General features: G+C 71.7%; 19 protein-coding genes. 10 read left to right on the plus strand and 9 right to left on the minus strand.

What is annotated here, in order from left to right; genetic code table 11:
* Window positions 1-62 precede the first annotated feature (62 nt).
* The 3 genes from ACH4ZA_RS18650 to ACH4ZA_RS18660 are packed head-to-tail and all read right to left on the minus strand — an operon-like array spanning window position 63 to window position 4,694.
* Window positions 63-2,018 carry a substrate-binding domain-containing protein gene (locus ACH4ZA_RS18650; protein WP_319278287.1) on the minus strand — a complete coding sequence of 652 codons (1,956 nt, stop codon included), beginning with the start codon at window positions 2,016-2,018 and terminating at the stop codon, window positions 63-65.
* Window positions 2,008-3,627, minus strand: coding sequence for a sugar ABC transporter ATP-binding protein (locus tag ACH4ZA_RS18655; protein WP_398430383.1), 1,620 nt, complete (start codon window positions 3,625-3,627; stop codon window positions 2,008-2,010). Before ACH4ZA_RS18655 ends, ACH4ZA_RS18650 begins: the two co-directional genes overlap by 11 nt.
* Window positions 3,624-4,694, minus strand: coding sequence for a LacI family DNA-binding transcriptional regulator (locus ACH4ZA_RS18660; protein WP_398430385.1), 1,071 nt, complete (start codon window positions 4,692-4,694; stop codon window positions 3,624-3,626). Before ACH4ZA_RS18660 ends, ACH4ZA_RS18655 begins: the two co-directional genes overlap by 4 nt.
* Before the next feature lie 271 nt (window positions 4,695-4,965).
* Between ACH4ZA_RS18660 and ACH4ZA_RS18665 the strand changes: the two genes are divergently transcribed.
* The 3 genes from ACH4ZA_RS18665 to ACH4ZA_RS18675 all read left to right on the plus strand — a co-directional run bounded on the left by ACH4ZA_RS18665 (window position 4,966) and on the right by ACH4ZA_RS18675 (window position 9,146).
* On the plus strand, window positions 4,966-5,292 hold the full coding sequence (locus tag ACH4ZA_RS18665; protein ID WP_319278292.1) for a hypothetical protein: 327 nt from the start codon (window positions 4,966-4,968) through the stop codon (window positions 5,290-5,292).
* A gap of 62 nt (window positions 5,293-5,354) precedes the next feature.
* A complete protein-coding gene (locus ACH4ZA_RS18670; RefSeq protein ID WP_398430387.1) occupies window positions 5,355-7,616 on the plus strand; it encodes an ATP-dependent RecD-like DNA helicase in 2,262 nt (753 codons plus the stop codon).
* Between the two features lie 240 nt (window positions 7,617-7,856).
* Entirely contained in the window at window positions 7,857-9,146 is a 1,290-nt protein-coding gene (locus ACH4ZA_RS18675) for a citrate synthase (protein ID WP_057574563.1), read from the plus strand.
* A 969-nt stretch (window positions 9,147-10,115) separates the two neighbouring features.
* On the opposite strand, the gene ACH4ZA_RS18680 is transcribed toward ACH4ZA_RS18675, so the two are convergent.
* Together ACH4ZA_RS18680 and ACH4ZA_RS18685 are read right to left on the minus strand one after the other, a co-directional pair.
* Window positions 10,116-12,365: a heavy metal translocating P-type ATPase gene (locus tag ACH4ZA_RS18680; RefSeq protein ID WP_398430389.1), complete on the minus strand. Its 2,250-nt coding sequence runs from the start codon at window positions 12,363-12,365 to the stop codon at window positions 10,116-10,118.
* A gap of 91 nt (window positions 12,366-12,456) precedes the next feature.
* Window positions 12,457-12,696 carry a cation transporter gene (locus tag ACH4ZA_RS18685; protein WP_319278296.1) on the minus strand — a complete coding sequence of 80 codons (240 nt, stop codon included), beginning with the start codon at window positions 12,694-12,696 and terminating at the stop codon, window positions 12,457-12,459.
* A gap of 237 nt (window positions 12,697-12,933) precedes the next feature.
* Between ACH4ZA_RS18685 and ACH4ZA_RS18690 the strand changes: the two genes are divergently transcribed.
* The gene (locus ACH4ZA_RS18690) at window positions 12,934-13,977 is read left to right on the plus strand and encodes a zinc-dependent alcohol dehydrogenase family protein (protein ID WP_398430391.1); all 1,044 of its coding nucleotides are present in this window, start codon (window positions 12,934-12,936) and stop codon (window positions 13,975-13,977) included.
* A 115-nt stretch (window positions 13,978-14,092) separates the two neighbouring features.
* Here ACH4ZA_RS18690 and ACH4ZA_RS18695 read toward each other — a convergent pair whose 3' ends face one another.
* The 3 genes from ACH4ZA_RS18695 to ACH4ZA_RS18705 all read right to left on the minus strand — a co-directional run bounded on the left by ACH4ZA_RS18695 (window position 14,093) and on the right by ACH4ZA_RS18705 (window position 16,813).
* Window positions 14,093-14,293, minus strand: coding sequence for an AlpA family transcriptional regulator (locus tag ACH4ZA_RS18695; RefSeq protein ID WP_210921891.1), 201 nt, complete (start codon window positions 14,291-14,293; stop codon window positions 14,093-14,095).
* A 534-nt stretch (window positions 14,294-14,827) separates the two neighbouring features.
* Window positions 14,828-15,661, minus strand: coding sequence for a helix-turn-helix domain-containing protein (locus ACH4ZA_RS18700; protein WP_398430476.1), 834 nt, complete (start codon window positions 15,659-15,661; stop codon window positions 14,828-14,830).
* Window positions 15,662-15,895: 234 nt separating this feature from the next.
* Window positions 15,896-16,813 carry a sugar phosphate isomerase/epimerase gene (locus ACH4ZA_RS18705; protein WP_319278300.1) on the minus strand — a complete coding sequence of 306 codons (918 nt, stop codon included), beginning with the start codon at window positions 16,811-16,813 and terminating at the stop codon, window positions 15,896-15,898.
* Window positions 16,814-17,012: 199 nt separating this feature from the next.
* Between ACH4ZA_RS18705 and iolC the strand changes: the two genes are divergently transcribed.
* From iolC to mmsA, 5 genes are read left to right on the plus strand one after another with little or no spacing between them, the layout of a single operon-like run.
* Entirely contained in the window at window positions 17,013-17,963 is a 951-nt protein-coding gene (gene iolC, locus ACH4ZA_RS18710; RefSeq protein ID WP_319278302.1) for a 5-dehydro-2-deoxygluconokinase, read from the plus strand.
* Window positions 17,960-18,844 (plus strand): deoxyribose-phosphate aldolase, encoded by an 885-nt coding sequence (locus ACH4ZA_RS18715; RefSeq protein ID WP_398430394.1) that lies wholly within the window; start codon window positions 17,960-17,962, stop codon window positions 18,842-18,844. The genes iolC and ACH4ZA_RS18715 overlap by 4 nt, the downstream gene beginning before the upstream one ends.
* A gap of 7 nt (window positions 18,845-18,851) precedes the next feature.
* Entirely contained in the window at window positions 18,852-19,673 is an 822-nt protein-coding gene (gene iolB / locus ACH4ZA_RS18720) for a 5-deoxy-glucuronate isomerase (RefSeq protein WP_319278306.1), read from the plus strand.
* Window positions 19,670-21,562 carry a 3D-(3,5/4)-trihydroxycyclohexane-1,2-dione acylhydrolase (decyclizing) gene (iolD, locus tag ACH4ZA_RS18725; RefSeq protein ID WP_319278308.1) on the plus strand — a complete coding sequence of 631 codons (1,893 nt, stop codon included), beginning with the start codon at window positions 19,670-19,672 and terminating at the stop codon, window positions 21,560-21,562. The genes iolB and iolD overlap by 4 nt, the downstream gene beginning before the upstream one ends.
* 14 nt (window positions 21,563-21,576) lie before the next feature.
* The gene (gene mmsA, locus ACH4ZA_RS18730) at window positions 21,577-23,079 is read left to right on the plus strand and encodes a CoA-acylating methylmalonate-semialdehyde dehydrogenase (protein WP_319278310.1); all 1,503 of its coding nucleotides are present in this window, start codon (window positions 21,577-21,579) and stop codon (window positions 23,077-23,079) included.
* A gap of 117 nt (window positions 23,080-23,196) precedes the next feature.
* Here the strand turns inward: mmsA and ACH4ZA_RS18735 are convergent, their stop codons facing one another.
* Entirely contained in the window at window positions 23,197-24,045 is an 849-nt protein-coding gene (locus tag ACH4ZA_RS18735; RefSeq protein WP_398430397.1) for a hypothetical protein, read from the minus strand.
* A gap of 287 nt (window positions 24,046-24,332) precedes the next feature.
* Here ACH4ZA_RS18735 and ACH4ZA_RS18740 point away from each other — a divergent pair, with 287 nt between their 5' ends.
* Entirely contained in the window at window positions 24,333-25,730 is a 1,398-nt protein-coding gene (locus tag ACH4ZA_RS18740) for an APC family permease (protein ID WP_398430399.1), read from the plus strand.
* Window positions 25,731-25,830 lie beyond the last annotated feature (100 nt).

Here is a 25,830-nt window from a genome sequence, read left to right on the forward strand (position 1 = left end):
CTGAAACGTGACGTGAGGCGGGCGGTCCCGGAAAGGGGGACCGCCCGCCTTCGTGCTCGGTGTCAGCCGCTGAAGCCGGCCACGTTCTCCTTCGTGACCACCTTCACCGGCACCTTCACCGTCTCCTCGACCTTCTTGCCCTGTAGCGCCCGCACCGCGTTGTCCACGGCGATCTTCCCGAGCTGCGACGGCTGCTGCGCCACGGACGCGTACAGCGTGCCCTGTTCAACGGCCTTCAGCCCGTCCGGAGTTCCGTCGAAGCCGACGACCTGGACCGACGTGCCGGCCTTCGCGCCGAGCGCCTTGATCGCGCCGAGCGCCATCTCGTCGTTGGCGGCGATGACGCCCTGGACGTCCGGGTGCGCCTGGAGCAGGTTCGACATCACGTCGAGACCCTTGGTGCGGTCGAAGTCGGCCGGCTGCTGGGCGAGCACCTGGATGCCCGGGTAGGCCTTCAGCCCCTTGGCGAAGCCCTCCGCCCGCTCCCTGGCCGCCGACGTGCCGGCCTGGCCCTGCAGGATCACGATCCTGCCCGTGCCGCCCAGCTTCTCGGCGACCGTCTTCGCGGCCAGCTCGCCGCCCGCCACGTTGTCGGAGGCGACCAGCGCGTCCACCGTGGCCTTGTTGACGCCCCGGTCGACCGCGATGACCGGGATCTTCGCCTTGTCGGCGGCCTTCACCGAGTTGCCGGCCGCATCCGAGTCCACCGGGTTGACGATGATCGAGTCGAGGCCCGAACTGGTGAAGTTCTGCAGCTGGTTGGCCTGCTGCGAGGCGTCGTTCTGCGCGTCGGTGACCGTCAGGTCGACGCCCAGCTTCTTCGCCTCGGCCTTCGCGCCGGACTGGATCTGCACGAAGAACGGGTTGTTCAGGGTGGACAGCGCCAGACCGATCCGCGGGTTCGCGGTCGACGAACCGCCGCCGTGCAGGAACGAGGTCGCGCCCACGATCGCCACGGTGACGACCGCCGCGAGTCCGTACGTCGCCGCCTGCCGGCCCCTGCTCCCGCCCGCACCGGTTCCGGCGGCCACCGGGGTCGCGCCCGCCTTGCGGCGGACGGTGTCGAGCAGCACCGCCAGCGCGATGACCACGCCGATGACGACCTGCTGCCAGAACGCGGAGACGGACAGCAGGTTCAGGCCGTTGCGCAGCACCGCGAGGATCAGCGCGCCGATCAGCGTGCCGGACGCCTTGCCCGTGCCGCCCGCGAGGGATGCGCCGCCGATGACGACCGCGGCGATCGCGTCCAGCTCGTAGCCGTCGGCGGCCTGAGGCTGCGCCGAGGACAGCCGGGCGGCGAGCACGACGCCCGCAACGGCTGCGAACACCCCGGACAGCGCGTAGATCGCGAGCTTCTGCTTCTTCACCCGCAGACCCGACAGCCGGGCCGCCTCCTCGTTGCCGCCGATCGCGTACATCGAACGCCCGATGTACGTGCGGCCGAGCACGAACGCGGCGAGCAGACCCATCACGATCATGACGAGCACCGGCGCCGGCAGCCAGCCGCCGAGGGTGTCGCCGAGGTGCGAGACCGAGTCGGGGAAGGCGATCGGGGAGCCCTCGGAGATCACCAGCGACAGACCGCGCGCCACGGACAGCATCGCGAGCGTCGCGATGAACGGCGGCAGTTTGCCGTACGCGATGAGGAAACCGTTCACCAGACCGGCCGCGATGCCGGTGACGAGGGCCAGCGCCACCGCCGGGACCACCGGCACACCGTGCTGGGTCGCGCTCCAGGCGAGCACGGTGGCCGACAGCGCCGCCACCGAGCCGACCGACAGGTCGATGCCCGCCGCGACGATCACGAAGGTCACGCCGAACGCGAGGATGGCGGTCACGGCCGCCTGGACGCCCACGTTGAGGAGGTTGTCCGTGGTCAGGAAGTCGCCCGACAGCGCCGACATGGCGATGACGAGGACGATCAGCGCGGTGAGCGCGCCGTTGTCGAGGAGCAGACGGCGGACCGCCGCGGCGCCGCCACCGGCGCCCGTCGAGCTCAGATGCGTGTCAGCGGCCACGGCCGGCCTCCGGTTCGGTGGTAGGGGAAGAGTCGGTGGGGAGGGGGTCGGTGGAAAGAGAGCCGGTCGAGAGGGGGCCGGTCGAGGGGGAGCCGGGGACGGCGGACGCGCCGGCCGCCGCGGGAACGCTGACCGCGAGGGCCATGACGGCGTCCTGCGTGGCCTCCTCGGCGGAGAGCCGGCCGGCGATCCGGCCCTGGGCCATCACCAGCACGCGGTCGCTCATTCCGAGCACCTCGGGCAGGTCGCTGGAGATCATCAGGACGGCGGCCCCGGCGGCCGTCAGCTCGTTGATCAGCTGGTAGATCTCGACCTTCGCGCCGACGTCGATGCCGCGCGTCGGCTCGTCGAGGATCAACACCCTGGTGTCGGCCAGCAGCCACTTGCCGATGACGACCTTCTGCTGGTTGCCGCCGGACAGGGTGCGCACCTGCTGGCCGAGCCCGGCCATCCGCACGCCGAGCTGCCCGGCGATCCGCGCCGCCGCCTCGTGCAGGCTTTTGAGGTCCACCAGCCCGCCGCGGGTCGCGGCCCGCATGGTGACGAGCCCGAGGTTTTCCTCGACCGACTGGTCGAGCACCAGCCCCTGGCCCTTGCGGTCCTCGGGCACCAGCCCGATTCCGGCGGCCATCGCGGCGTTCACGTCGTGCCGCGGCAGCGTCGCGCCGTCGACCCGCACGGCTCCCCCGTCGTACGGGTCCGCTCCGAAGACGGCCCGCACGACCTCGGTGCGTCCGGCGCCGACCAGCCCGGCGATGCCGACGACCTCACCGGCGTGCACCTCGAAGCTGACGTCGTGGAAGACGCCGTCCCGGGTCAGCCCCTCGACGGACAGCAGCGCGGCCCCCGTCTCGGCGCGCTGCCTCGGGTACTGCTGCTCGATGGAACGGCCCACCATGAGCCGGACGAGCTCGTCCTCGGGCGTCGAGGCGGCCGCCTGGCCGACCGACTTCCCGTCCCGGAGGACCGTGACCCGGTCGCCGAGGGCGGCGATCTCCTCCAGGTGGTGCGTGATGAACACGATGCCGACGCCGTCCTCGCGCAGCCTGCGCACGATGGCGAAGAGCTTTTCGACCTCCTCGGAGGTCAGCACGGCGGTCGGCTCGTCCATGATCAGCACGCGCGCGTCCAGGCTGAGTGCCTTGGCGATCTCGACCATCTGCAGCCGGGCGATGCCGAGTTCCCGCACGCGCGCGCGGGGCGACACGTTCACCCCGACCCTCTCCAGCAGGACGGCGGCGTCCGCCTCCATCTTCTTCCGGTCGATCATCCCGAACCGGCGCGGCTGCCGTCCCAGGAAGATGTTCTCGGCGACCGTCAGATCGGGGACGAGGTTGAACTCCTGGTAGATGGTGGCGATCCCGAGCCGTTCGGCGTCCTGGGCGCCGTGGATGCGCACCTCCTCGCCGCCCGCCAGGATCCGCCCGGCGTCAGGCCGGTAGGCGCCGGAGAGCATCTTGATGAGGGTGCTCTTGCCCGCGCCGTTCTCGCCGAGCAGCACATGCACCTCGCCCCGCCGCAGGTCGAAGTCGACGCTGTCGAGCGCGACCACGCCGGGGAAGGTCTTGCGTATGCCCTCGATGCGCAGCAACTCGTCCGGGTCGCTCACGTCTGGCTCCTGTTCGTTACGGGGGACGGCTCCTGGGGGGCGGGGAACTCCTCCCGGGCGGGCGGCTCCTGGGAGGCGGGCTCACCGCACGAGCGGCGCACCACGAGCCGGGCCGGCAGCGTGACGGACTGCGGGGGCCGCCCCTCGATGCGGTCGACGAGCGCCCGCACGGCGGCCCGTCCGAGTTCTCCGGTCGGCTGGGCGATGGCGGTGACCGGCGGGTCGGTGTGCACGAACCACGGGATGTCGTCGAACGCGGCGAGCGCCACGTCGTCCGGAACGCGCAGCCCGCGCGCGCGTACGGCGTCCAGCGCGCCCAGCGCCATCAGGTTGTCGGTGGCGAACACGACATCGGGTGGCTCGGGCAGGTCGAGGAAGCCCTCGGTGACCCGCCGCCCGCTCTCCGCCTTGAAGTCGCCCTGCCCGATGTAGGCGTCGGGGAGGGGCAAGCCGTACTCGGCCAGGGCGGCCCGGAACGCGTCGACGCGCTCGCTGCCGGTGGTGGTGGCCGCCGGGCCCGCGATGATGGCGAGCCGCCGGTGTCCGAGCCCGTGCAGATGCCGCACGAGGTCGCGCACGGCGGACCCTCCGTCCGCCCGCACCACGGGCACGTCGACGCCCGGGATCCACCGGTCGACGAACACCATCGGGGTTCCCCCGAGCGCGGCGTCCAGCATCAGCGGCGAGCCGCCGTCGGTGGGGGAGACGAGGAGCCCGTCGATGCGGCGGTCCAGCAGGTTGCGCACATGGTGGTCCTGGAGGTCGGGCCGCTCGTCGGCGTTGCCGATGATGACGCTGTAGCCGAGCGCGCGGGCCGCCTCCTCCACCGAGCGGGCCAGTTCGGTGAAGTAGGGGTTCATCACGTCGCTGATGACCAGCCCGAGGGTGTGGGTCTGGTCGGTGCGCAGCGACCGGGCCACCGCGTTCGGGCGGTAGCCGAGCGTCTGGACGGCGGCCAGCACGCGCGTGCGTGCGTCCGCGCTGACCGACGGATGGTCGTTCAGGACGCGGGACACCGTGGCGACGGATACCCCCGCCTCGGCAGCGACGTCCTTGATGCTCGCCATCGCCGTGCCACCTCCTCGTGGACTCGGGTCGGGTTCGTGGGGACACATCGTGATCGGTGCGTGAATCAGTGCATGGAATCGATTACATCGACGTGTACGGAGGAATGGAATCGATTACACGACCCGGAATCAACCCCTCCGCCCCATCCCGCAACCGGATCGTGATGTGCGGCCCCCCGAGGGCCGTGGGGCGCGCACGGAGGCTGTCCTAGGCTGCCCCCTGTCCTACGCGGGTGGCATGCCCGCGCCAGCCGACAGGGGAGTAGTGAACATGCGAGCAGGTCGGATACTCGGAGCGACGATCGGGGCCGCGGCCCTGGGACTCGGGACCACGATCGTCGCCGCGGCCCCCGCGTCCGCGGCGGGCTGCACGGCCAAGGCCGACGAGACGGTCGTCATCCGCGCCACGAAGAGCACCGGCGGCACGGCCCTCGCGCAGCTCAACAAGGGCCAGAGCGCGCCCGCGGACTGCACGATGTACTACGTCAGCACCGCGTACGAGAAGTGCGGCATCGTCAGCAAGCGGTGGGTCAAGGTCACCAGGAGCGGTGTCACCGGCTATGTCGTCGGCACCTGTGTGACGATCACGCAGAACTGATCCGCCCGGGCGGCCGGGCGGTACCGGGCCGGGCTGTCGGTGCCGGGCGGTACGGTCGGTTCATGTCCCAACAGACGGGGGCCGCCCAGGCGGCGGGCGAGCGGCGGACGGCCACGCTGGAAGGCGTGCTCGAGCGCATCACGTACGCCAACGAGGAGAACGGCTACACGGTCGCCCGCGTCGACACCGGCCGGGGCGCGGGCGACCTCCTCACGGTCGTGGGCGCGCTCCTCGGCGCCCAGGTCGGCGAGTCCCTGCGCATGGAGGGCCGTTGGGGCTCCCACCCGCAGTACGGCAAGCAGTTCACCGTCGAGAACTACACGACCGTGCTGCCCGCCACCGTCCAGGGCATCCGCCGCTATCTGGGATCGGGCCTGGTCAAGGGCATCGGTCCGGTCTTCGCCGACCGCATCACCCAGCACTTCGGCGCGGACACCCTGAAGATCATCGAAGAGGAGCCGAAGCGGCTCGTCGAGGTCCCCGGTCTCGGCCCCAAGCGCACCAGGAAGATCGCCGACGCCTGGGAGGAACAGAAGGCGATCAAGGAGGTCATGCTCTTCCTGCAGACCGTCGAGGTGTCCACCTCCATCGCGGTCCGCATCTACAAGAAGTACGGCGACGCCTCGATCTCCGTGGTGCGCGACCAGCCCTACCGGCTCGCCGCCGACGTCTGGGGCATCGGCTTCCTCACCGCCGACAGGATCGCCCAGTCGGTCGGCATCCCGCACGACAGCCCGGAGCGGGTCAAGGCGGGCCTCCAGTACGCGCTGTCCCAGGCCACCGACCAGGGCCACTGCTACCTCCCCGAGGAGCGGCTGATCGCCGACGCCGTCAAGCTGCTCCAGGTCGACACCGGTCTCGTCATCGAATGCCTCGCCGCCCTCGCGGAGCCCGTGCAGGAGGGCGAGGACCCGGGCGTCGTCCGCGAGCGGGTCCCCGGCCCGGACGGCGCGGCGGAGCCGGTCACGGCCGTCTACCTGGTCCCCTTCCACCGGGCCGAACTCTCCCTCTCCGCCCAGCTGTTGCGGCTGCTGCGCACCGACGAGGACCGGATGCCGGCCTTCCGTGACGTGTCGTGGGACAAGGCGCTTGCGTGGCTGAGGTCCCGTACGCGGGCGGAGCTGGCGCCCGAGCAGGAGGCGGCCGTCAAGCTGGCGTTGACGGAGAAGGTGGCCGTGCTGACCGGCGGCCCCGGTTGCGGCAAGTCCTTCACCGTCCGCTCGATCGTGGAGCTGGCCCGCGCGAGGAAGGCGAAGGTCGTGCTCGCGGCGCCCACCGGTCGTGCCGCCAAGCGGCTCGCCGAGCTGACCGGCGCGGAGGCGTCCACCGTCCACCGCCTGCTGGAGCTCAAGCCCGGCGGTGACGCGGCCTACGACCGCGACCGTCCGCTGGACGCCGATCTGGTGGTCGTCGACGAGGCGTCGATGCTGGATCTGCTCCTCGCCAACAAGCTGGTCAAGGCCGTGCCGCCGGGCGCGCACCTGCTCTTCGTCGGGGACGTCGACCAGCTGCCCAGCGTCGGCGCGGGCGAGGTGCTGCGCGATCTGCTGGCCGACGACAGCCCGGTCCCGGCGGTGCGGCTCACGCGCGTGTTCCGCCAGGCGCAGCAGTCGGGAGTGGTGACCAACGCGCACCGGATCAACGCCGGGCAGCACCCGGTCACCGACGGCATGAAGGACTTCTTCCTCTTCGTCGAGGACGAGACCGAGGAGGCCGGCCGTCTCACGGTGGACGTGGCGGCCCGGCGCATCCCGGCCAAGTTCGGCCTGGACCCGCGCCGGGACGTGCAGGTGCTCGCGCCCATGCACCGCGGTCCGGCCGGTGCGGGCGCCCTCAACGCTCTTCTCCAGCAGGCCGTCACACCGGGCCGCCCCGACGTGCCCGAGAAGCGCTTCGGCGGCCGGGTCTTCCGTGTCGGCGACAAGGTCACCCAGATCCGCAACAATTACGACAAGGGGAAGAACGGTGTCTTCAACGGCACTGTGGGCGTGGTGACCTCGCTCGATCCGGTCGACCAGCGGCTCACGGTGCTGACCGACGAGGACGAGGAGGTTCCGTACGACTTCGACGAGCTGGACGAGCTGGCCCACGCGTACGCGGTGACCATCCACCGGTCCCAGGGAAGTGAATATCCCGCGGTGGTGATCCCCGTCACCACCGGAGCATGGATGATGCTGCAGCGGAATCTTTTGTATACGGCCGTCACCCGCGCGAAAAAGCTGGTCGTCCTCGTCGGATCCCGCAAGGCGATCGGCCAGGCGGTGCGCACGGTGTCGGCGGGCCGCCGCTGCACGGCCCTGGACTTCCGGCTCGCGGGCCGCTGACCTGAGATGTCCCGGGGGCGGCGCGGAGGCGGGAAAAAATGATCGATCAAATGAGTCACGAAGGTCACAGAGCACTTCCCCAACCGTGACCGAGGCGGCAGGATGAGCTAGTTGGCGGCACTGAGTGCCGTCAATAAGCCCAATGGTCGACCCCGAGTGCACTCTCGTGCGCCAAATGGGGGATGGTAGAGACAGTCAGGGCAACCTCGAAGAAGAGGCACAACGTCGGTGAGGGATGACGTGAGCGACAACTCTGTAGTACTGCGGTACGGCGACGGCGAGTACACCTACCCGGTGATCGACAGCACCGTCGGCGACATGGGCTTCGACATCGGGAAGCTCCGCGCCCAGACCGGTCTGGTGACCCTGGACAGCGGCTACGGCAACACCGCCGCCTATAAATCCGCCATCACCTACCTCGACGGCGAGCAGGGCATCCTCCGGTACCGCGGCTACCCGATCGAGCAGCTGGCCGAGCGGTCGACCTTCCTCGAGGTCGCGTACCTCCTGATCAACGGCGAGCTGCCGACCGTCGACGAGCTCTCCGTCTTCAAGAGCGACATCACGCAGCACACCCTGCTGCACGAGGACGTCAAGAACTTCTACCGCGGCTTCCCGCGCGACGCGCACCCGATGGCCATGCTGTCGTCGGTGGTCTCCGCGCTGTCGACGTTCTACCAGGACAGCCACAACCCGTTCGACGAGAAGCAGCGCAACCTCTCCACGATCCGGCTGCTCGCCAAGCTTCCGACGATCGCCGCGTACGCCTACAAGAAGTCGATCGGCCACCCGTTCGTCTACCCGCGCAACGACCTCGGTTACGTCGAGAACTTCCTGCGCATGACGTTCTCCGTGCCGGCCCAGGAGTACGAGCTCGACCCGGTCGTCGTCTCCGCGCTCGACAAGCTGCTGATCCTGCACGCGGACCACGAGCAGAACTGCTCCACGTCCACGGTCCGCCTGGTCGGCTCGTCGCAGGCCAACATGTTCGCGTCGATCTCGGCCGGCATCTCCGCCCTGTGGGGCCCGCTGCACGGCGGCGCCAACCAGTCCGTGCTGGAGATGCTCGAGGGCATCCAGGCCAACGGCGGCGACGTCGACTCCTTCATCCGCAAGGTGAAGAACAAGGAGGACGGCGTCCGCCTGATGGGCTTTGGCCACCGGGTGTACAAGTCCTTCGACCCGCGCGCCAAGATCATCAAGGCGGCCGCGCACGACGTCCTCTCCGCCCTCGGCAAGTCCGACGAGCTGCTGGACATCGCCCTGAAGCTGGAGGAGCACGCGCTCTCCGACGACTACTTCGTCTCGCGCAACCTCTACCCCAACGTCGACTTCTACACCGGCCTCATCTACCGGGCCATGGGCTTCCCGACCGAGATGTTCACGGTCCTCTTCGCCCTCGGCCGCCTGCCGGGCTGGATCGCCCAGTGGCACGAGATGATCAAGGAGCCGGGTTCCCGCATCGGGCGCCCGCGCCAGATCTACACCGGCGTCGTCGAGCGGGACTTCGTTCCGGTCGAGCAGCGCTGACGCCTCCGGCGGGGGGTGGGTTCTTATGGGTGCCCCTCGCTGGTGATGTCCTGATGTTCGACTGCCCGGGGCCCCTTGTCCCGGGCAGTCGTGTGTCCTGGCCCGGGAGCCCAGGGGCCGGGGGCCGGGGGGCCGGGGTGGGGTGCCCGGAGGTGCGTGGTCGGGTGCGGGTGGGTGGGGGCTGGTCGCGCAGTTCCCCGCGCCCCTGAAGTCGGGGTGGTGGGCCCGGTCGGAAGGTGGCCCGTGTGGCTGAAGTCGGGGTGGTGGGCCCGGTCGGAGGTGACCCGCGTGCCTGGGGTGGGGGTGGTGGGCCCGGTCGGAGGTGACCCGCGTGCCTGGGGTGGGGCGGTGGGCCCGTGTTCGGTGGTGCGCCGCGTCCCCTGCTGAGGTGGGGGGCTGGGGGTGGGCGTACGGAAGGCGCCCCGGCGCCGGTCCCCCCACGGGCCGACGACCAGGGCGCCTTCCCATGTCCCGGTGCGGATTCCCCCCACGGGATCCGGCCGGGCGTTGTGAGGACAGCGCCTGAATTCGCTGTTTTTCGTCACGATATGCGGTTGTTGTGCCTGCGGTTGAGCAGAACGAGCAGAACTGCTCGTACCACCGCAGTGTGCGGTCTGCCGGGACAGCGCACGCTGGGAGGGCCGCTCAAAGCTTCCCGGTGTGCGTGCCCCGGCAACGCATCTCTGAGGAAGTCCCCCAAGACATCCTCAGATGTCAGGGCACGCCCCCCAAGACGCTTCCTGACATCGTCAACTTAGACCTTCGAAGCCCTTCGATGGTTTCGTTCGCATCACTGTGATCTGTGTCTCTTGCATATGTCCGTTAAATGCGCAAGAGAACGGATACGGCGATCGGGGCCCAAGCGTAAGAATGATGCGCGAGCCTTGTGAAGAGCTTATGTGAGGTACGGGCAGGACTCCAGGGGTCTTGGCGAAAGGCCTGGGCCTACTCGGCGGTACGGTCCGTTCCTCACCGGAAGGTCCGCAGCCGCAGGCTGTTGGTGACGACGAACACCGACGAGAACGCCATCGCCGCCCCCGCGATCATCGGGTTCAGCAGGCCCGCCGCGGCCAGCGGCAGCGCCGCCACGTTGTAGCCGAAGGCCCACACCAGGTTGCCCTTGATCGTGGCGAGCGTCCGCCGGGACAGCCGGATCGCGTCAGCGGCCACCCGCAGGTCGCCGCGCACCAGCGTCAGGTCGCTCGCCTCGATCGCCGCGTCGGCGCCGGTCCCCATGGCCAGTCCCAGGTCGGCGATGGCGAGGGCGGCGGCGTCGTTGACCCCGTCCCCGACCATGGCGACGACCCGCCCCTCGTCCTGCAGTCGCCGCACCACGTCGACCTTGTCCTCCGGTAGCACCTCGGCGATCACCCGGTCGATCCCGACGGCCGCCGCGACGGCCTCGGCGACCGTCCGGTTGTCCCCGGTCAGCAGCACGGGCGTGAGGCCCAGCGCCCGCAGTTCCCGCACCGCCTCGGCACTGGTCTCCTTGACAGCGTCGGCGACCGCGAGCACCCCGCGCGCCACGCCGTCCCATCCGGCGACGACGGCCGTCATGCCGTTGCGCTCGGCCTCGTCCTTGGCGCGCGCCAACTCCTCGGGCAGGGAGGCGAAGAGGCGCCCCACGGCCACCTCGCGGCCCTCCACCAGCCCGCGTACGCCCCGTCCGGGCACGTTCTCGAAGCGCTCGGCCGCCGGCAGCCCGCCGGCCCGCTCCTCGGCGCCCGCGGCCACCGCCCGGGCGACCGGGTGCTCCGAGGCGTGCTCCAGGGCGCCCGCGAGCCGCAGCAGCAGCCGCTCGTCCTCGCCGTCGGCGACGTACACGTCCTGGAGGGTCATCCGGCCGGTGGTCACGGTGCCGGTCTTGTCGAGGACGACGGTGTCGACACGGCGCGTGGACTCCAGGACCTCCGGACCCTTGATCAGGATGCCGAGCTGCGCGCCGCGCCCGGTGCCCACCATGAGCGCGGTGGGCGTGGCGAGGCCGAGCGCACAGGGGCAGGCGATGATCAGCACGGCGACGGCCGCCGTGAACGCGGCCGCCGTGTCGCCGGTGGCCACGAGCCAGCCTCCGAAGCAGGCGAGCGCGATCAGCAGCACCGCCGGCACGAAGACGCCGGAGATGCGGTCGGCCAGCCGCTGCACCTCGGCCTTGCCGGTCTGGGCCTCCTCCACCAGCTGCGCCATGCGGGCCAGCCGGGTGTCCGCGCCGATCCGGGTCGCCTCGACGACCAGCCGGCCGCCGGCGTTCACCGTGGCCCCGGTGACGGCGTCGCCCGGCGCGACGTCCACCGGCACGGACTCGCCGGTCAGCATGGAGGCGTCCACCGCGGACGTCCCCTGCACGACCGTCCCGTCGGTGGCGACCTTCTCCCCGGGCCGCACGACGAACCGGTCCCCGACCGCCAGCCGGTCGACGGGGATCCGCACCTCGCGTCCGCCCCGCAGCACGGCGACCTCCTTCGCGCCCAGCTCCATCAGCGCCCGCAGGGCGGCTCCCGCGCGCCGCTTGGAGCGGGCCTCGAGATAGCGGCCGAGCAGGATGAACGCGGTGACGCCGGCGGCGACCTCGAGATAGATCGTCGAGGCGCCGTCCGTGCGGGAGACGGTGAGCTCGAAGGGGTGCCGCATGCCGGGCATCCCCGCGTCGCCGAAGAACAGCGCCCACAGCGACCAGCCGAGCGCGGCCAGCGTGCCGACGGAGACCAGGGTGTCCATGGTGGCCGTGCCGTGCCGCAGGTTCGTCCAGGCCGCCCGGTGCAGCGGCGCGCCGCCCCAGACCACCGCCGGGGCGGCGAGCGTCAGCGAGAGCCACTGCCAGTTGTCGAACTGCAGGGACGGGACCATCGCGAGCAGCACCACGGGGGCGGCGAGCAGGGCGCTGACGAGGAGGCGGTGGCGCAGGGCCGTCAGCTCCGGGTCCCGCTGAGCGTCGGCGGCGGCCTGCGCGGCGGGTTCGGGCGCGGGTTCCTCGGCCGTGTACCCCGTCTTCACCACGGTCGCGATCAGGTCGGCGACGTCGACGCCGGCCGGGTAGCTGACCCGCGCCTTCTCGGTCGCGTAGTTGACCGTGGCGGTGACGCCGTCCATGCGGTTGAGCTTCTTCTCCACGCGTGCCGCGCAGGAGGCGCAGGTCATCCCGCCGATGAGCAGCTCGACCTCGGAAGGGGGAGCGGCTATCGCGGACTCGGCGGAGGTGGAGGTGGCGGTGCTGGTCATGTCCGTACTCCAGGAAACGGACCGGGCCGTACGGAACCAGTATCAGCTGGTCGGCACGGCCCGGTGGATGCCTCGGATGGGGAAGAGGTGCTCAGGCCCGGCCGGCCAGCTCGAAACCGGCCTCGTCGATCGCCGCGCGCACGGCCTCCTCGTCGAGCGGCGCTGCGGAGACGACCGTGACCTCGCCGGTCGAGGCGACGGCCTTCACCGAGGTGACACCGGCGAGCTCCGAGAGCTCGCCGGACACGGCGCCCTCGCAGTGGCCGCAGCTCATGCCGCTCACCTTGTAGACGGTGGTGACGGAGCCCGGGGTATCGGTTGCAGCGGTCATGTCGTTCTCCTCGTAGAGGCGGCTGGGGCGGGCGGCGTCGCCGGGGCCCGCCGTTGTCGAGAGTATACCCCTAGGGGGTATTAACCAAAGAAGGGTCGGCGACGCGCCGCCGGTTCCGTCCCCGGCGTTCTGCGGCTCGCGAGTTCACGGACCCCACCCGCGTTCGCGCCGTACCGGCCGTCCGGCGACGATGTACCCGCAGACGGGACGGCGACGAGAACGGCGGCGGGAGCGCGCATGCGAGCGGTGGTCTTCGAGCGGTACGGCGAACCGGCCGAGGTGCGTGAGGTGCCCGACCCCCGGCCCGCCCCCCATGGAGTGGTCGTGCGGGTGGAGGCCACCGGCCTGTGCCGCAGCGACTGGCACGGCTGGATGGGCCACGACCCGGACATCGCCCTGCCGCACGTGCCCGGTCACGAACTCGCGGGCGTCGTGGAGCAGGTCGGCGAGCTGGTCACCCGCCGGCGGCCCGGCGACCGGGTCACCGTCCCCTTCGTGTGCGGCTGCGGCAGCTGCCCGTCCTGTGCGGCCGGCCACCACCAGGTGTGCGAGCGCCAGACCCAGCCCGGCTTCACGCACTGGGGCTCCTACGCCCAGTACGTGGCCCTGGACCACGCCGACGTGAACCTGGTCGTGATCCCCGACGACCTGTCGTACGCGACGGCCGCCTCCCTCGGCTGCCGGTTCGCCACCGCGTTCCGCGCGGTCGTGCAGCAGGGCCGGGTCGCCGCCGGGGAGTGGGTGGCGGTGCACGGCTGCGGCGGGGTCGGCCTCTCCGCGGTGATGATCGCTGCGGCGAGCGGCGCGCGGGTGGTGGCGGTGGACGTCTCGCCGCAGGCCCTGGAACTGGCGCGGAGATTCGGCGCGGCGGAGTGCGTCGACGCGGCCCGCGTGCCGGACACGGCCGAGGCGGTCCGCGAGCTGACCGGCGGCGGAGCGCACCTGTCCCTCGACGCCCTCGGCTCCCCGGCCGTCTGCGCCGCCTCGGTCAACGGCCTGCGCCGCCGCGGCCGTCACGTCCAGGTCGGTCTGCTGCCCTCCGCGGACGGCATGACGTCCGTGCCGCTGGCCCGCGCCGTCGCCCTCGAACTGGAGATCCTGGGCAGCCACGGCATGGCGGCGCACGCCTACCCGGAGCTGCTGGAGCTGGTCAGGTCGGGCGTGCTGCGCCCCGACCTGCTGGTGACGTCCACGATCACGCTCGACGCCGCTCCGGCGGCGCTGGCGGCCCTGGGGACGAGCCCGGGCGCGGGGATGACCGTCGTCGAGCCGTGGGCCTGAGCGGGCCGGCGGAGGACCGGGCCCTCGCCCCGGCCGGATTCCCCGACGGCGTCCGGGGAGCGCCGTGCCCCACGGCGGGGGTGGGGCACGGGACGGCGACGGTTCCTCCCGTGCGTCAGTCCGGCCTGCGGCCGCGGTTGCCCGGACGGGAGGCGACCCAGGCGCGGACGGTGTCGGCGTACCAGTAGGGCTTGCCGCCCTCGACGTGGTCGGGCGGGGGCAGCAGTCCGTGTTTGCGGTAGGACCGTACGGTGTCCGGCTGCACCCTGATGTGCGCCGCGATCTCCTTGTAGGACCAGAGCCTTCGGTCGGTCATGAGCCGCACCTTTCCCCGCGTGCGCGGGGCGGCGGCCGGGAGGCCGCCGGGGGGAGCCCGGCGCTGCGCTGGCGATCAACGAGCCTGTGCCCCGTGAACGAGGTCCGGTGACCGAGCGGAAGCGGCTGTTGACCGGGTGTGACACAAAGCCCGCGTATGCGCGACATGTGTGACGGGAGGGTGGTTTTTGTGACACGAGTGACGCAAAGCCGCGCATGGGGTCCGCGAGGGGTCCGCATGGGGTCCGCGAGGGGTGCCCGCCGGCCGCCGGGGCGCCTGTCGGGCCGGTTGTCGGGGCCGCCCGTCGAGCCGCCCGCCCGGGGCCCGCTGCGGGGTCGGCCGGCGTGGGCGACAGGAGACGGGCCGGGCCCGCTGCGACAGGCCCGGCCCGACCCCGTTCCCCGCCGTCCCCCCGGCACGTCCGTGTCGGCCGCACCGGCCGGATCCACCGCATGGGCCGGAGCAACCGCATGGGTCTGATCGGCCGGTTCGACCGGAACGACCGGATTCAACTGGCAGGACCCCAGCCTGTATTCAGCCAATGCATCCGGTCTTGGAAAAATGCGCACCCGGTCCGGACCAACTGCCGGCCGGCGTCGGCAGCAGCAGGCTGGTCGCCTCGCCGCTCAGTCGGTCCGCCGCCGGCGACACCGGTTCCGGCAGCCGCCTGGCCTGCGCGAACTGCCGCGGCGTGCACCCCGTCATCGCCTTGAACTCGCCGCTGAGGTGCGCCTGGTCGTAGAAGCCGCACAGCGCCGCAGTCTCCGCCGCGCTCCGCCCCTCGGAGAGCAGCCGGCGGGCCCGCTGCAGCCGCAGCACGCGGGCCGCCGCCTTCGGGCCCAGCCCGATCTGCTCCCGGAAGCGGCTCTCCAGCTGCCGTACGCTCCAGCCGACCTCCTCGGCCAGCCGGGGGACCGGCAGCCCGCCGTCCGTGCGCACCAGCAGCTGCCAGGCCCGCGCCACCCGCTCCGAACCCGGCGCGGCCGTCCGCCGCCACCGGTCGAACGTGTCGTCGAGCAGCGCGAACCGCCGCTCCCAGCACGGCAGCGCGGCCAGGGCGGCGGCGAGTTCGCCGAGGGGCGAGCCGAGGGTGTGCGGCAGCTCGTCGGGGTCCACCGTGCGGTTGGCGAGCTCGTGCTGCGGGGTGCCGAACAGGGCGAACGCGGCCCACGGCGTCAACAGCACCTCGACGCCGGAGAACCGTCCGCTGTGCTCCCCGACGGCGGGCGTGGTCGTGGGCCCGCAGTACACGGAGACGAGGGTGTCCGGCGCCCGTCCCGCCCGCCAGATCCGCACCGGCTCGTCGAACCCCAGCAGCAGGGTGGAGGCCCCGATGGGCGCCTCGAGCCGCCGCCGGGGCCGGGGCATCGCGAGCCTGATCCCGCGATAGCTCATCACGCCCGGCCGCAGCCGTGGATGAGGAAACGCGGTGACGAACTCCCAGGATCCGCCCGGCCCTTGCCCGGACCGGGTGCGTAACGCCCGTACAGCCATGGGCGTTCATGTTGCTCCAGCGCGCGCCGCGCCGCCAGGGGTGCCGCAGGGCCGCCGTGGTCCGGGCGGCCGCACGCCGGGTCCCGGGCGGGGCCGCCCGGGCCCGTCTCAGGCCCCGCAGCTCCGCAGGAACGCCCGGGTGCGCTGCGCGATCGGCAGCGGGGTGTCCGGGGCGCACGGGTACATGTCCTGCTCGACGATCGCGAACAGGTCCACGTCCAGCTTCTGCGCCGCCTCCAGCACGGGCCCCAGCGCCGGCACGCCCGAGGGCGGCTCGCACATGACGCCCTGCGCCACGGCCGGCCCGAACGGGGTGCCCTTGGCGCGCACGTCCGCCAGGATCTCGGGGTCGACCTGCTTGAGGTGCAGGTAGCCGATGCGCTCCCCGTAGGTCTCGATCAGCTTGACGCTGTCGCCGCCGCAGTAGGCGTAGTGGCCGGTGTCCAGGCACAGCGACACCAGGTCGGAGTCGGTGCCGTCGAGGAACCGGGCGACGTTCTCCTCGCTGTCGACGTGGGTGTCGGCGTGCGGGTGGACGACGATCTGCAGGCCGTACCGCTCCCGCACCTCCCGCCCGAGCCGCTCGGTCAGCGAGGTCAGGTTGCGCCACTGCTCGGCCGTGAGCGTGTCGGACTCCAGCACCTCGCCGGTCTTGTCGTCCCGCCAGAACGACGGGATGACGACCAGGTGCCTCGCGCCCATCGCCTGCGCGAGAACCGCGTTGTCGGCGACGTGCGCCCAGGTCTTCTCCCACACGGCCTCGCCGTGGTGCAGGCCGGTGAAGACCGTGCCGGCCGAGACCTTCAGGCCGCGCCTGGACGTCTCCTCGGTGAGCACGGCGGGGTCGGTCGGCAGGTACCCGTACGGGCCGAGCTCGATCCACTCGTAGCCGGACTGCGCCACCTCGTCGAGGAAGCGCTGCCACGGGACCTGGGCGGGATCGTCCGGGAACCAGACGCCCCAGCTGTCGGGGGCCGATCCGATCCGGATGCGGGAAAGTGAGGACTGAGGTGACAACGACGTCATGGCCGTCAGAGTGCGGTCTCACCGGAGGGGTGTCAAGGCCTGGTCCGAATGTCTGGACAAAACATTGACAGGGCCCACCGTGCGGGGCTAGAAAGCCTGAGAGCCGATACGGCACGTGTGCCGAGAACATGCCGGGAGCGGCGTCACGGGGACGCCCCGCGGGGCGATTCACGGGGACGACCGACACGAAGGGAAGTCGATGGCGTACGACCTGATCACCATGGGGCGGATAGGGGTGGATCTCTATCCGCTGCAGACGGGCGTCCCGCTCCCGCAGGTCACGTCCTTCGGGAAGTTCCTGGGCGGATCGGCGACCAACGTGGCGGTCGCCGCGGCCCGTCTCGGCCGGTCCACGGCGGTGATCTCGCGCACCGGCGACGACCCCTTCGGCGCCTATCTGCACGAGGCCTTGCGAGGCTTCGGCGTCGACGACCGCTGGGTGACGCCGGTGCCCGGCCTGCCGACGCCCGTCACCTTCTGCGAGGTCTTCCCGCCGGACGACTTCCCCCTGTACTTCTACCGGCAGCCCAAGGCGCCGGACCTGGAGATCGACGCCCACGAGCTCGACCTCGACGCCGTCCGCGAGGCCCGCGTCTTCTGGGTCACCGGCACCGGTCTGAGCGAGGAGCCCAGCCGGACCGCCACCCTCGCCGCCCTCGCCCACCGCGACAAGGCCGGGATCACGGTCTTCGACCTCGACTGGCGCCCGATGTTCTGGAGCGACCCCGACGCCGCCCGCCCGTTCTACGCCGAGGCCCTGAAGCACACCACCGTCGCCGTCGGCAACCTCGACGAGGTGGAGGTGGCGACCGGCGTGCGCGAGCCGCGGGCCGCCGCGCAGGCGCTGCTGGACGCCGGCGTCGAGCTCGCCGTCGTCAAGCAGGGACCCAAGGGCGTCCTCGCCGTCGACAGCAAGGGCGGGTCCGCCGAGGTCCCGCCGCTGCCGGTGAACGTCCTCAACGGCCTCGGGGCCGGCGACGCCTTCGGCGGCTCCCTCTGCCACGGCCTGCTCGCGGGCTGGGACCTGGAGAGGACCATGCGGCACGCCAACGCCGCCGGCGCCATCGTCGCCTCCCGGCTGGAGTGCTCCTCGGCGATGCCGACGCCGGACGAGGTCGCCGCGGCGATCGAGGCGGGAGCCGTCCTGTGACCACCGTCGACGTCTCCGAACTCGTCCGTCTGCGCAGCAGCCGCCCCGAGGCGATCGCCGAGGCCGCCGCCCGCCGCCCCCGCAGGCCGCTGCTGGGCGACTCCGGCCGGCTGATGATCGTCGCCGCCGACCACCCGGCCCGCGGCGCGCTCGGCGTCGGCGGACGCAAGCTGGCCATGGCCAACCGCGCCGACCTGCTGGAACGCCTCTGCCTGGCCCTGTCGCGCCCCGGCGTGGACGGCGTCCTCGCGACCGCCGACATCCTGGACGACCTGCTGCTGCTCGGCGCCCTCGACGGCAAGGTCGTCATGGGCTCCATGAACCGCGGCGGCCTCCAGGGCGCCGCCTTCGAGCTCGACGACCGCTTCACCGGCCACCGCGCCGAGGACATCGAGCGGCTCAACTTCGACGCGGGCAAACTGCTGCTGCGCATCGACTACGACGACCCCGGCTCCCTCACCACGCTCGAGACCACCGCCCGCGCCGTCGACGACATGGCCGCCCGCCGACTCCCCCTCTTCGTCGAGCCGTTCATCAGCCGGCGCACCCCCGACGGCAGGCTCGGCAACGACCTCTCCGCGGAGGCCGTCACCAGGTCGATCGCCATCGCCTCGGGGCTGGGCGGCACCTCGGCCTACACCTGGCTGAAGGTGCCCGTCACCGACAACCCCGACGACATGGCCGAGGTCATGCAGACGTCCACGCTCCCCGCGGTCCTGCTGGGCGGCGAGGTCGGCGACGACCAGGACGGCGCGTACGAGAAGTGGCGCGGGGCGCTGCAACTGCCCACCGTGCAGGGCCTGGTGGTGGGCCGTTCGCTGCTCTACCCGGCGGACGGGGACGTCGCCGCCGCCGTGGACACCGCCGTCGGACTGCTGTGAGGGCCGCATGAGCAACGACCTGTACCTCGCGCGCGGGACCACCGCGCACGCCGGTTACGCGCTCGACATCGATCCCGTACGAGCGGGCTGGGACTACTGCAGCCTGCGGGTCGTCGAGCTGGAGCCGGGCGGCGGGCACGTCTTCGACACGGGTGACAGCGAGTGGATCGTGCTGCCCCTCGAAGGCGGATGTACCGTGCGCACAGATCAAGAAGAGTTCCAACTCCTGGGCCGGGAAACGGTGTTCGCGTCGGTCTCCGACTTCGCGTACGTTCCCCGGGACGCCCGGGTCCAGATCGCCTCCGGCGCGGGAGGCCGCTTCGCCCTGGCAGGAGCGAAGTGCGAGCGACGACTCCCCGCCCGCTACGGCCCCGCGCCGGAGGTCCCCGTCGAAGAGCGCGGCAGCGGCACGTGCGCCCGTCTGGTGCGCAACTTCGCCTCTGCCGACGCCTTCGACTGCGACAAGCTGATCGCCGTCGAGGTCGTCACGCCCGGCGGCAACTGGTCCTCGTACCCGCCGCACAAGCACGACGAGCACCGGCCGGGCGAGGAGGCCGAGCTCGAGGAGATCTACTACTTCGAGATCGACGGCCCCAACGGCTTCGGATACCAGCGGGTGTCCCCCTCGCGCGAGGGCGGCGCCGACGTCCTCGCCGAGGTGCGCTCCGGCGACGCCGTGCTCGTCCCCGACGGCTGGCACGGACCGGCCGTCGCCCAGCCCGGACACGCCATGTACTACCTGAACGTCATGGCGGGACCGGGGCAGACCCGGGAGTGGCGGATCTGCTTCCACCCGGACCACGTAGAGAGCACAGGGGGCTACCGATGACGGCGCAGACCTCGACGACGCGGCTGACGGTCGCCCAGGCGCTGGTGCGTTTCCTCGCCGCCCAGCACACCGAGCGCGACGGCGTACGGCAGCGGCTGATCGGCGCGACCTGGGGCATCTTCGGCCACGGCAACGTCGCGGGCCTCGGGCAGGCGCTGGTCGAGTACGCCGACGAGATGCCGTTCCACCAGGGCCGCAACGAGCAGTCCATGGTCCACGCGGCCGTCGGCTACGCCCGCCAGTCGGGCCGTCTTTCCACCCACGCGGTGACGACGTCGATCGGCCCCGGCGCGACCAACCTGGTCACCGGCGCCGCCCTCGCCACCGTCAACCGGCTGCCGGTCCTCCTGCTGCCCGGCGACGTCTTCGCCACCCGGGCCGCCGACCCGGTGCTCCAGCAGCTCGAAGTCCCCTACGCGGGAGACGTGTCGGTCAACGACTGCCTGCGCCCGGTGTCGAAGTACTTCGACCGGATCACCCGCCCGGAAGCGCTGATCCCGGCCGCGCTGCAGGCGATGCGCGTCCTCACCGACCCGGTGGAGACCGGCGCGGTCACCCTCGCCCTGCCGCAGGACGTCCAGGCCGAGGCCTACGACTGGCCCGAGGAGTTCTTCGCCGAGCGCGTCTGGGCGGTCCGCCGCCCCGGCGCCGACCCCGCCGAACTCGCCGAGGCGGTACGGGCGATCAGGTCCGCCGAACGCCCTCTGGTCATCGCGGGCGGCGGCGTCCACCACAGCCGCGCCGAGGAGGCCCTCGCCGAGTTCGCCGAGGCCACCGGCATCCCGGTCGCCTCCACCCAGGCGGGCAAGGGCTCACTGCGCCACGACCACCCGCAGGACGTGGGCGGCGTCGGCCACACCGGCACCGCGACCGCCGACGAACTGGCCCGCACGGCGGACCTGATCATCGGCGTGGGCACCCGCTACACCGACTTCACCACCGCCTCCAACACCCTGTTCGCGGGCGACGGAGTCCGCTTCGTCAACCTCAACATCGCCTCCTTCGACGGCCACAAGCTCGCCGGTGTGCCGCTCGTCGCGGACGCCCGCAGCGGCCTCGGCGAGCTGACCGAGGCCCTGCGTCTGCACGGGCACCGGGTCGCGGACGCCTACGTCACCGCGTACTCCGAGGACAAGGAGCGCTGGGAGCAGCGCGTCGACGCCTGCTACGAGGCCGACGAGCCCGACGTCCGCCCGACGCAGCCGCAGGTGCTCGGCGCCCTGGACGCCCTCGTCGACGAGTCCGACGTGATCATCAACGCCGCCGGCTCGCTCCCCGGCGACCTGCACAAGCTGTGGCGCACGCGCTCCCGGGACCAGTACCACCTGGAGTACGGCTACTCCTGCATGGGGTACGAGATCCCCGCCGCGATCGGTGTGAAGCTGGCCGCTCCCGAGCGCAACGTCTGGGCGCTGGTCGGCGACGGCACGTACCTGATGATGCCGACGGAGATCGTGACGGCCGTGCAGGAGGGGATCGCGATCAAGATCCTGCTCGTGCAGAACCACGGCTACGCCTCCATCGGCGGCCTGTCGGAGTCGGTGGGCGGCGAGCGCTTCGGCACGGCGTACCGCTACACCGCCGAAGACGGCACCTTCACCGGCGCCCCGCTGCCCGTCGACCTCGCCGCCAACGTGGCCAGCCTCGGCATGCGGGTGCTGCGCGCGAAGACCGTCCGCGAACTGCGCGAAGCCCTCGCCGAGGCGCGCCGCGCCGACACTCCCACATGTGTCTACGTCGAGACCGAAACGGCCGACACTGTGTCGGGCCCGCCGCCCGCGCAGGCCTGGTGGGATGTACCTGTGGCCGAGACCGCGACGCGACCGTCCGCGGTGAAGGCACGTGAGCTGTACGAACGGCACGTCTCTACCCGACGCCGCCATCTGTGAAGGAGCACTCGGTCATGACGAAGATCGTCAACCACTGGATCGGCGGCAAGACCGTCGAAGGCGCGTCGGGTTCGTACGGGCCGGTCACCGACCCCGCGACCGGCGCCGTCACCACGAAGGTCGCGTTCGCCTCGGTGGACGAGGTAGACGCCGCGGTCGCGGCCGCGAAGGACGCCTACGCCACCTGGGGCACCTCCTCGCTTGCCCGGCGGAGCACGATCCTGTTCGCCTTCCGGGCGCTGCTCGACGCGAACCGGGACGCGATCGCCGAGCTGATCACCGCCGAGCACGGCAAGGTGCACAGCGACGCGCTCGGCGAGGTCGCGCGCGGCCTGGAGATCGTGGACCTGGCGTGCGGGATCACCGTGCAGTTGAAGGGCGAGCTGTCGACCGAGGTGGCGAGCCGGGTGGACGTCGCGTCGATCCGCCAGCCGCTGGGCGTCGTCGCGGGCATCACGCCGTTCAACTTCCCGGCGATGGTCCCGATGTGGATGTTCCCCATCGCGATCGCGTGCGGCAACACGTTCGTGCTGAAGCCGTCCGAGAAGGACCCGTCGGCCTCGCTGAAGATCGCCGAGCTGCTGTCCGAGGCCGGTCTCCCGGACGGCGTGTTCAACGTCGTGCAGGGCGACAAGGTGGCCGTGGACCGTCTGCTCGAGCACCCGGACGTCAAGGCCGTGTCCTTCGTCGGCTCCACGCCGATCGCCCGCTACATCCACACCACCGCCTCCGCGAACGGCAAGCGCGTCCAGGCGCTGGGCGGCGCGAAGAACCACATGCTGGTCCTGCCCGACGCGGACCTGGACGCGGCCGCAGACGCCGCCGTCTCCGCCGCCTACGGCTCGGCGGGCGAACGCTGCATGGCCATCTCCGCGGTCGTCGCCGTCGGCTCCATCGGCGACGAGCTCGTGGAGAAGATCCGCGAGCGCGCCGAGAAGATCAAGATCGGTCCCGGCAACGACCCGACGAGCGAGATGGGCCCGCTCATCACGGCCGTCCACCGCGACAAGGTGGCCTCCTACGTGACGGGCGCGGCGGCCGAGGGCGCCGAGGTCATCCTCGACGGCACCGGCTACACCGTCGACGGCTTCGAGGACGGCCACTGGATCGGTATCTCCCTCCTCGACAAGGTGCCCACCACCGCGAAGGCCTACCAGGACGAGATCTTTGGCCCGGTGCTGACCGTGCTGCGCGTCGACACCTACGACGAGGGCATCGCCCTCATCAACGCCTCGCCGTTCGGCAACGGCACCGCGATCTTCACCCGGGACGGCGGCGCGGCCCGTCGCTTCCAGCTGGAGGTCGAGGCCGGCATGGTCGGCGTGAACGTCCCGATCCCGGTCCCCGTCGGCTACCACAGCTTCGGCGGCTGGAAGGACTCCCTCTTCGGCGACCACCACATCTACGGCAACGACGGCACGCACTTCTACACCCGCGGCAAGGTCGTCACCACCCGCTGGCCCGACCCGGCCGACGCCCCCGCGGGCGTGGACCTGGGCTTCCCCCGCAACCACTGACCCCGCACACACGACGACGCCCTGCCCCGTCCGGGGGGCAGGGCGTCGCCGTGCGCCGGCCGACGGCGCGCGGACAGGCTTCGGACAGGCCGGGCGCGCAGTCCGATGGCGAGGACGTCAGCCGGTGGTGGAACCGGCGCCACCGCCGGCCGCCTTGACCGCCTCGGTGAGGTCGCCGGTCTGCGCGGCCGGCGGCGCCTTGACCGGGGCCGTCCGGCCGAACTTCTCGAAGTCCATGGTCACCTTCATGGTGCCGATCTCCTGGATCATGCGGACCGGCAGATCCTCGGGGCCGACCCACACGTCCATGGTGATCGAGGTGGCGCCGCCGGTGAGCGAGCCGAAGAGATTGTCCTTGTCGCCGTACGCCTTCTTGTACTTGCCCATCCCGGCCTGGTCGACGACGGCCCGGTAGTGCGTGGTGGCCTTGCCGTTCATCTTCTCGGAGCCGAGGTTCTCGACGTCGTCGGCGTACTTCAGGCTCTTCATGGACGCCGACGGGCTGCCGTTGCTGCCGCTGAGCGCCTGCGCGCCCTGCTTGCCGAAGACGGCCGAGCTGTCGATCTTCATCCACTCCTTGCCCTTGAGCGGGCCGGCGGGCTGAGGGTCGACGTCGTAGTAGTACGCGCCGTCCACGAAGAGCATGCGCGTCTTCGGAGCGTCCTGGAGCTGCTGCAGCTGCGCGGCCGCGGTGTCCATCAGGACGTCGAACGCGTAGCCGTCGCCCCAGGAGTAGGTGCCCTCCATGGCGACCGGGGCGCCGGCGCCCATGGAGGTGGTCATCTTCACCTCCGCCGAGCCGAGCTTCTCGGTGCGGTCGGTCGCCCGGCCGAGCGCCGCCATGATCGCGTCCGTGCCGTCCACGGCCTTGGCCGCGTCCTTGGCGCTCTCGGCGCCGCACCCGGCCGTCGTGACCAGGGCCGCCACCGTGACGGCCGTCCAGGCGACCGCGTACTTCGTCCTCATGAGTCCCCACCCCTGTGCATCGTCTGTGATCCCCGAAAACCCTAGCGGGCCACACTGACACGTCCGCATGCCGAACGTCGCCCCGCTTTTTCGCCGGGGGCGCTGCGGTTCCCGTACGCGCCGACCGACCGGAGCGGCCTGCCTCGAACCGGCGTATCCGTGCCCACGGAGGCTTCCGGGCTACGGATTTCGTAGGCAAATCCCTATTGACGCAGTGGTTTCCGTCGGGATTCCATGCAGCACCACAGCCGCCGGAGGCATCCGCACGAGTCGATCGGACCCGCCGCATGACCGACACGCTCCGCCCCGTCGAGACCGCCCCTCCCCAGGCGCCCGACACCCCCCAGAAGCTCAAACGCTCCATCGGAGTCGTCGGCGGCACCCTCCTCACCCTGTCCTGCGTCACCCCCGCCTCCACGCTCTTCGTCGTGGTCCCGGACCTGTTCGGCTCGCTCGGCACGGCGACGGCCCTGACGATCGCGATCGGCTCGCTGCTCTGTGTCGCCGTGGCGTTCTGCTACTCGGAGCTGGGCACCCTGATCCCCAGCGCGGGCGGCGAGTACGCCATGGTCTCCACCCTGGCGGGACGGCTCGCCGGCTGGCTGGTCTTCGTGCTCTCCCTCCTCGTCGTCATGATCGTGCCGCCGGTGATCGCCATGGGCACGGCCGACTACCTCGCCCCGGTCGTCCACCTCGACCCCTCCCTCGCGGGCGCCGGCGTCATGCTGCTGGCCACCCTCGCCGGCCTGCTCGACCTGCGCGCCAACGCCTGGATCACCGGCGTCTTCCTGGTCCTGGAGGTCATCGCGGCCGCCGTGGTGGCCGTCCTGGGCTTCGCCCACGGGCACCGCGGCGCGGGCAGCCTGGTGTCCCTGCGGGTCGCCGGCTCGGACGGGCACGCCGACACGGTCACCGCCATGATGGTCGTCTCGGGCCTGGCCATCGCCCTCTTCATCACCCAGGGCTTCTCCACGGCCGTCTACCTCTCCGAGGAGCTGGAGCACCCGCGCCGCAACGTCGCCCGCACGGTGCTGGCCACCCTCGCCATCTCCACCGTGATCATCCTGGTCCCGGTCGTCGCCATCACCTTCGGCGCCTCCGACCTCGCCCAGCTCACCGGCGGCGACATCGGCTCCATGGTCACCGCCTGGTCGAACTCCGCCGTCGGCGCCTTCGTCGGCCTGTGCGTGGCCCTCGCGATCATCAACGCCGGCATCGTGATGGTCATCCAGAACTCCCGGGTCCTGTTCGCCTCAGCCCGCGACAAGGCCTGGCCCGAGCCCGTGAACGACGTCTTCGCCAAGCTCGGCCGCTTCGGCTCCCCATGGGTCGCCACCCTCGCCGTCGGCATCCCGGGCGCCGCGCTCTGCTTCGTGAACCTCGACACCCTGTACGGCGTCACCGGCGTCTCCGTCACCGGCATGTACCTGCTCGTCGCGGTCGCCGCCCTGCTCTCCCGGCGCGGCCACCACCGGCACACCTCCGCCTGGCGCATGCCGCTCTGGCCGGCCGTGCCGGCCCTGCTGATCGCCGTGCTCGCGTACATCCTGGCCCGGCAGGAGACGGCCTACCTCCTGTGGACCGGCGGCATCGTCGCCGCCGCGACCCTCTACTGGGCCCTCTACCTCCGCCCCCGCCGCACCACCCGCTGGCTGGTGACCGTCCCGGAGGACGGGCAGGACTGACCCGCGCGTACCGCATCCGCGGTATGCCGCCCCGGCCGCGTACGCCCCGGGGAGGTCGGCGAGTTCGGTCTGCGGTCGACAACTCCACGACAGGTTGACC

Source organism: Streptomyces sp. NPDC020597, assembly GCF_044335095.1.
In the GTDB taxonomy this organism is placed as follows: Bacteria; Actinomycetota; Actinomycetes; order Streptomycetales; family Streptomycetaceae; genus Streptomyces.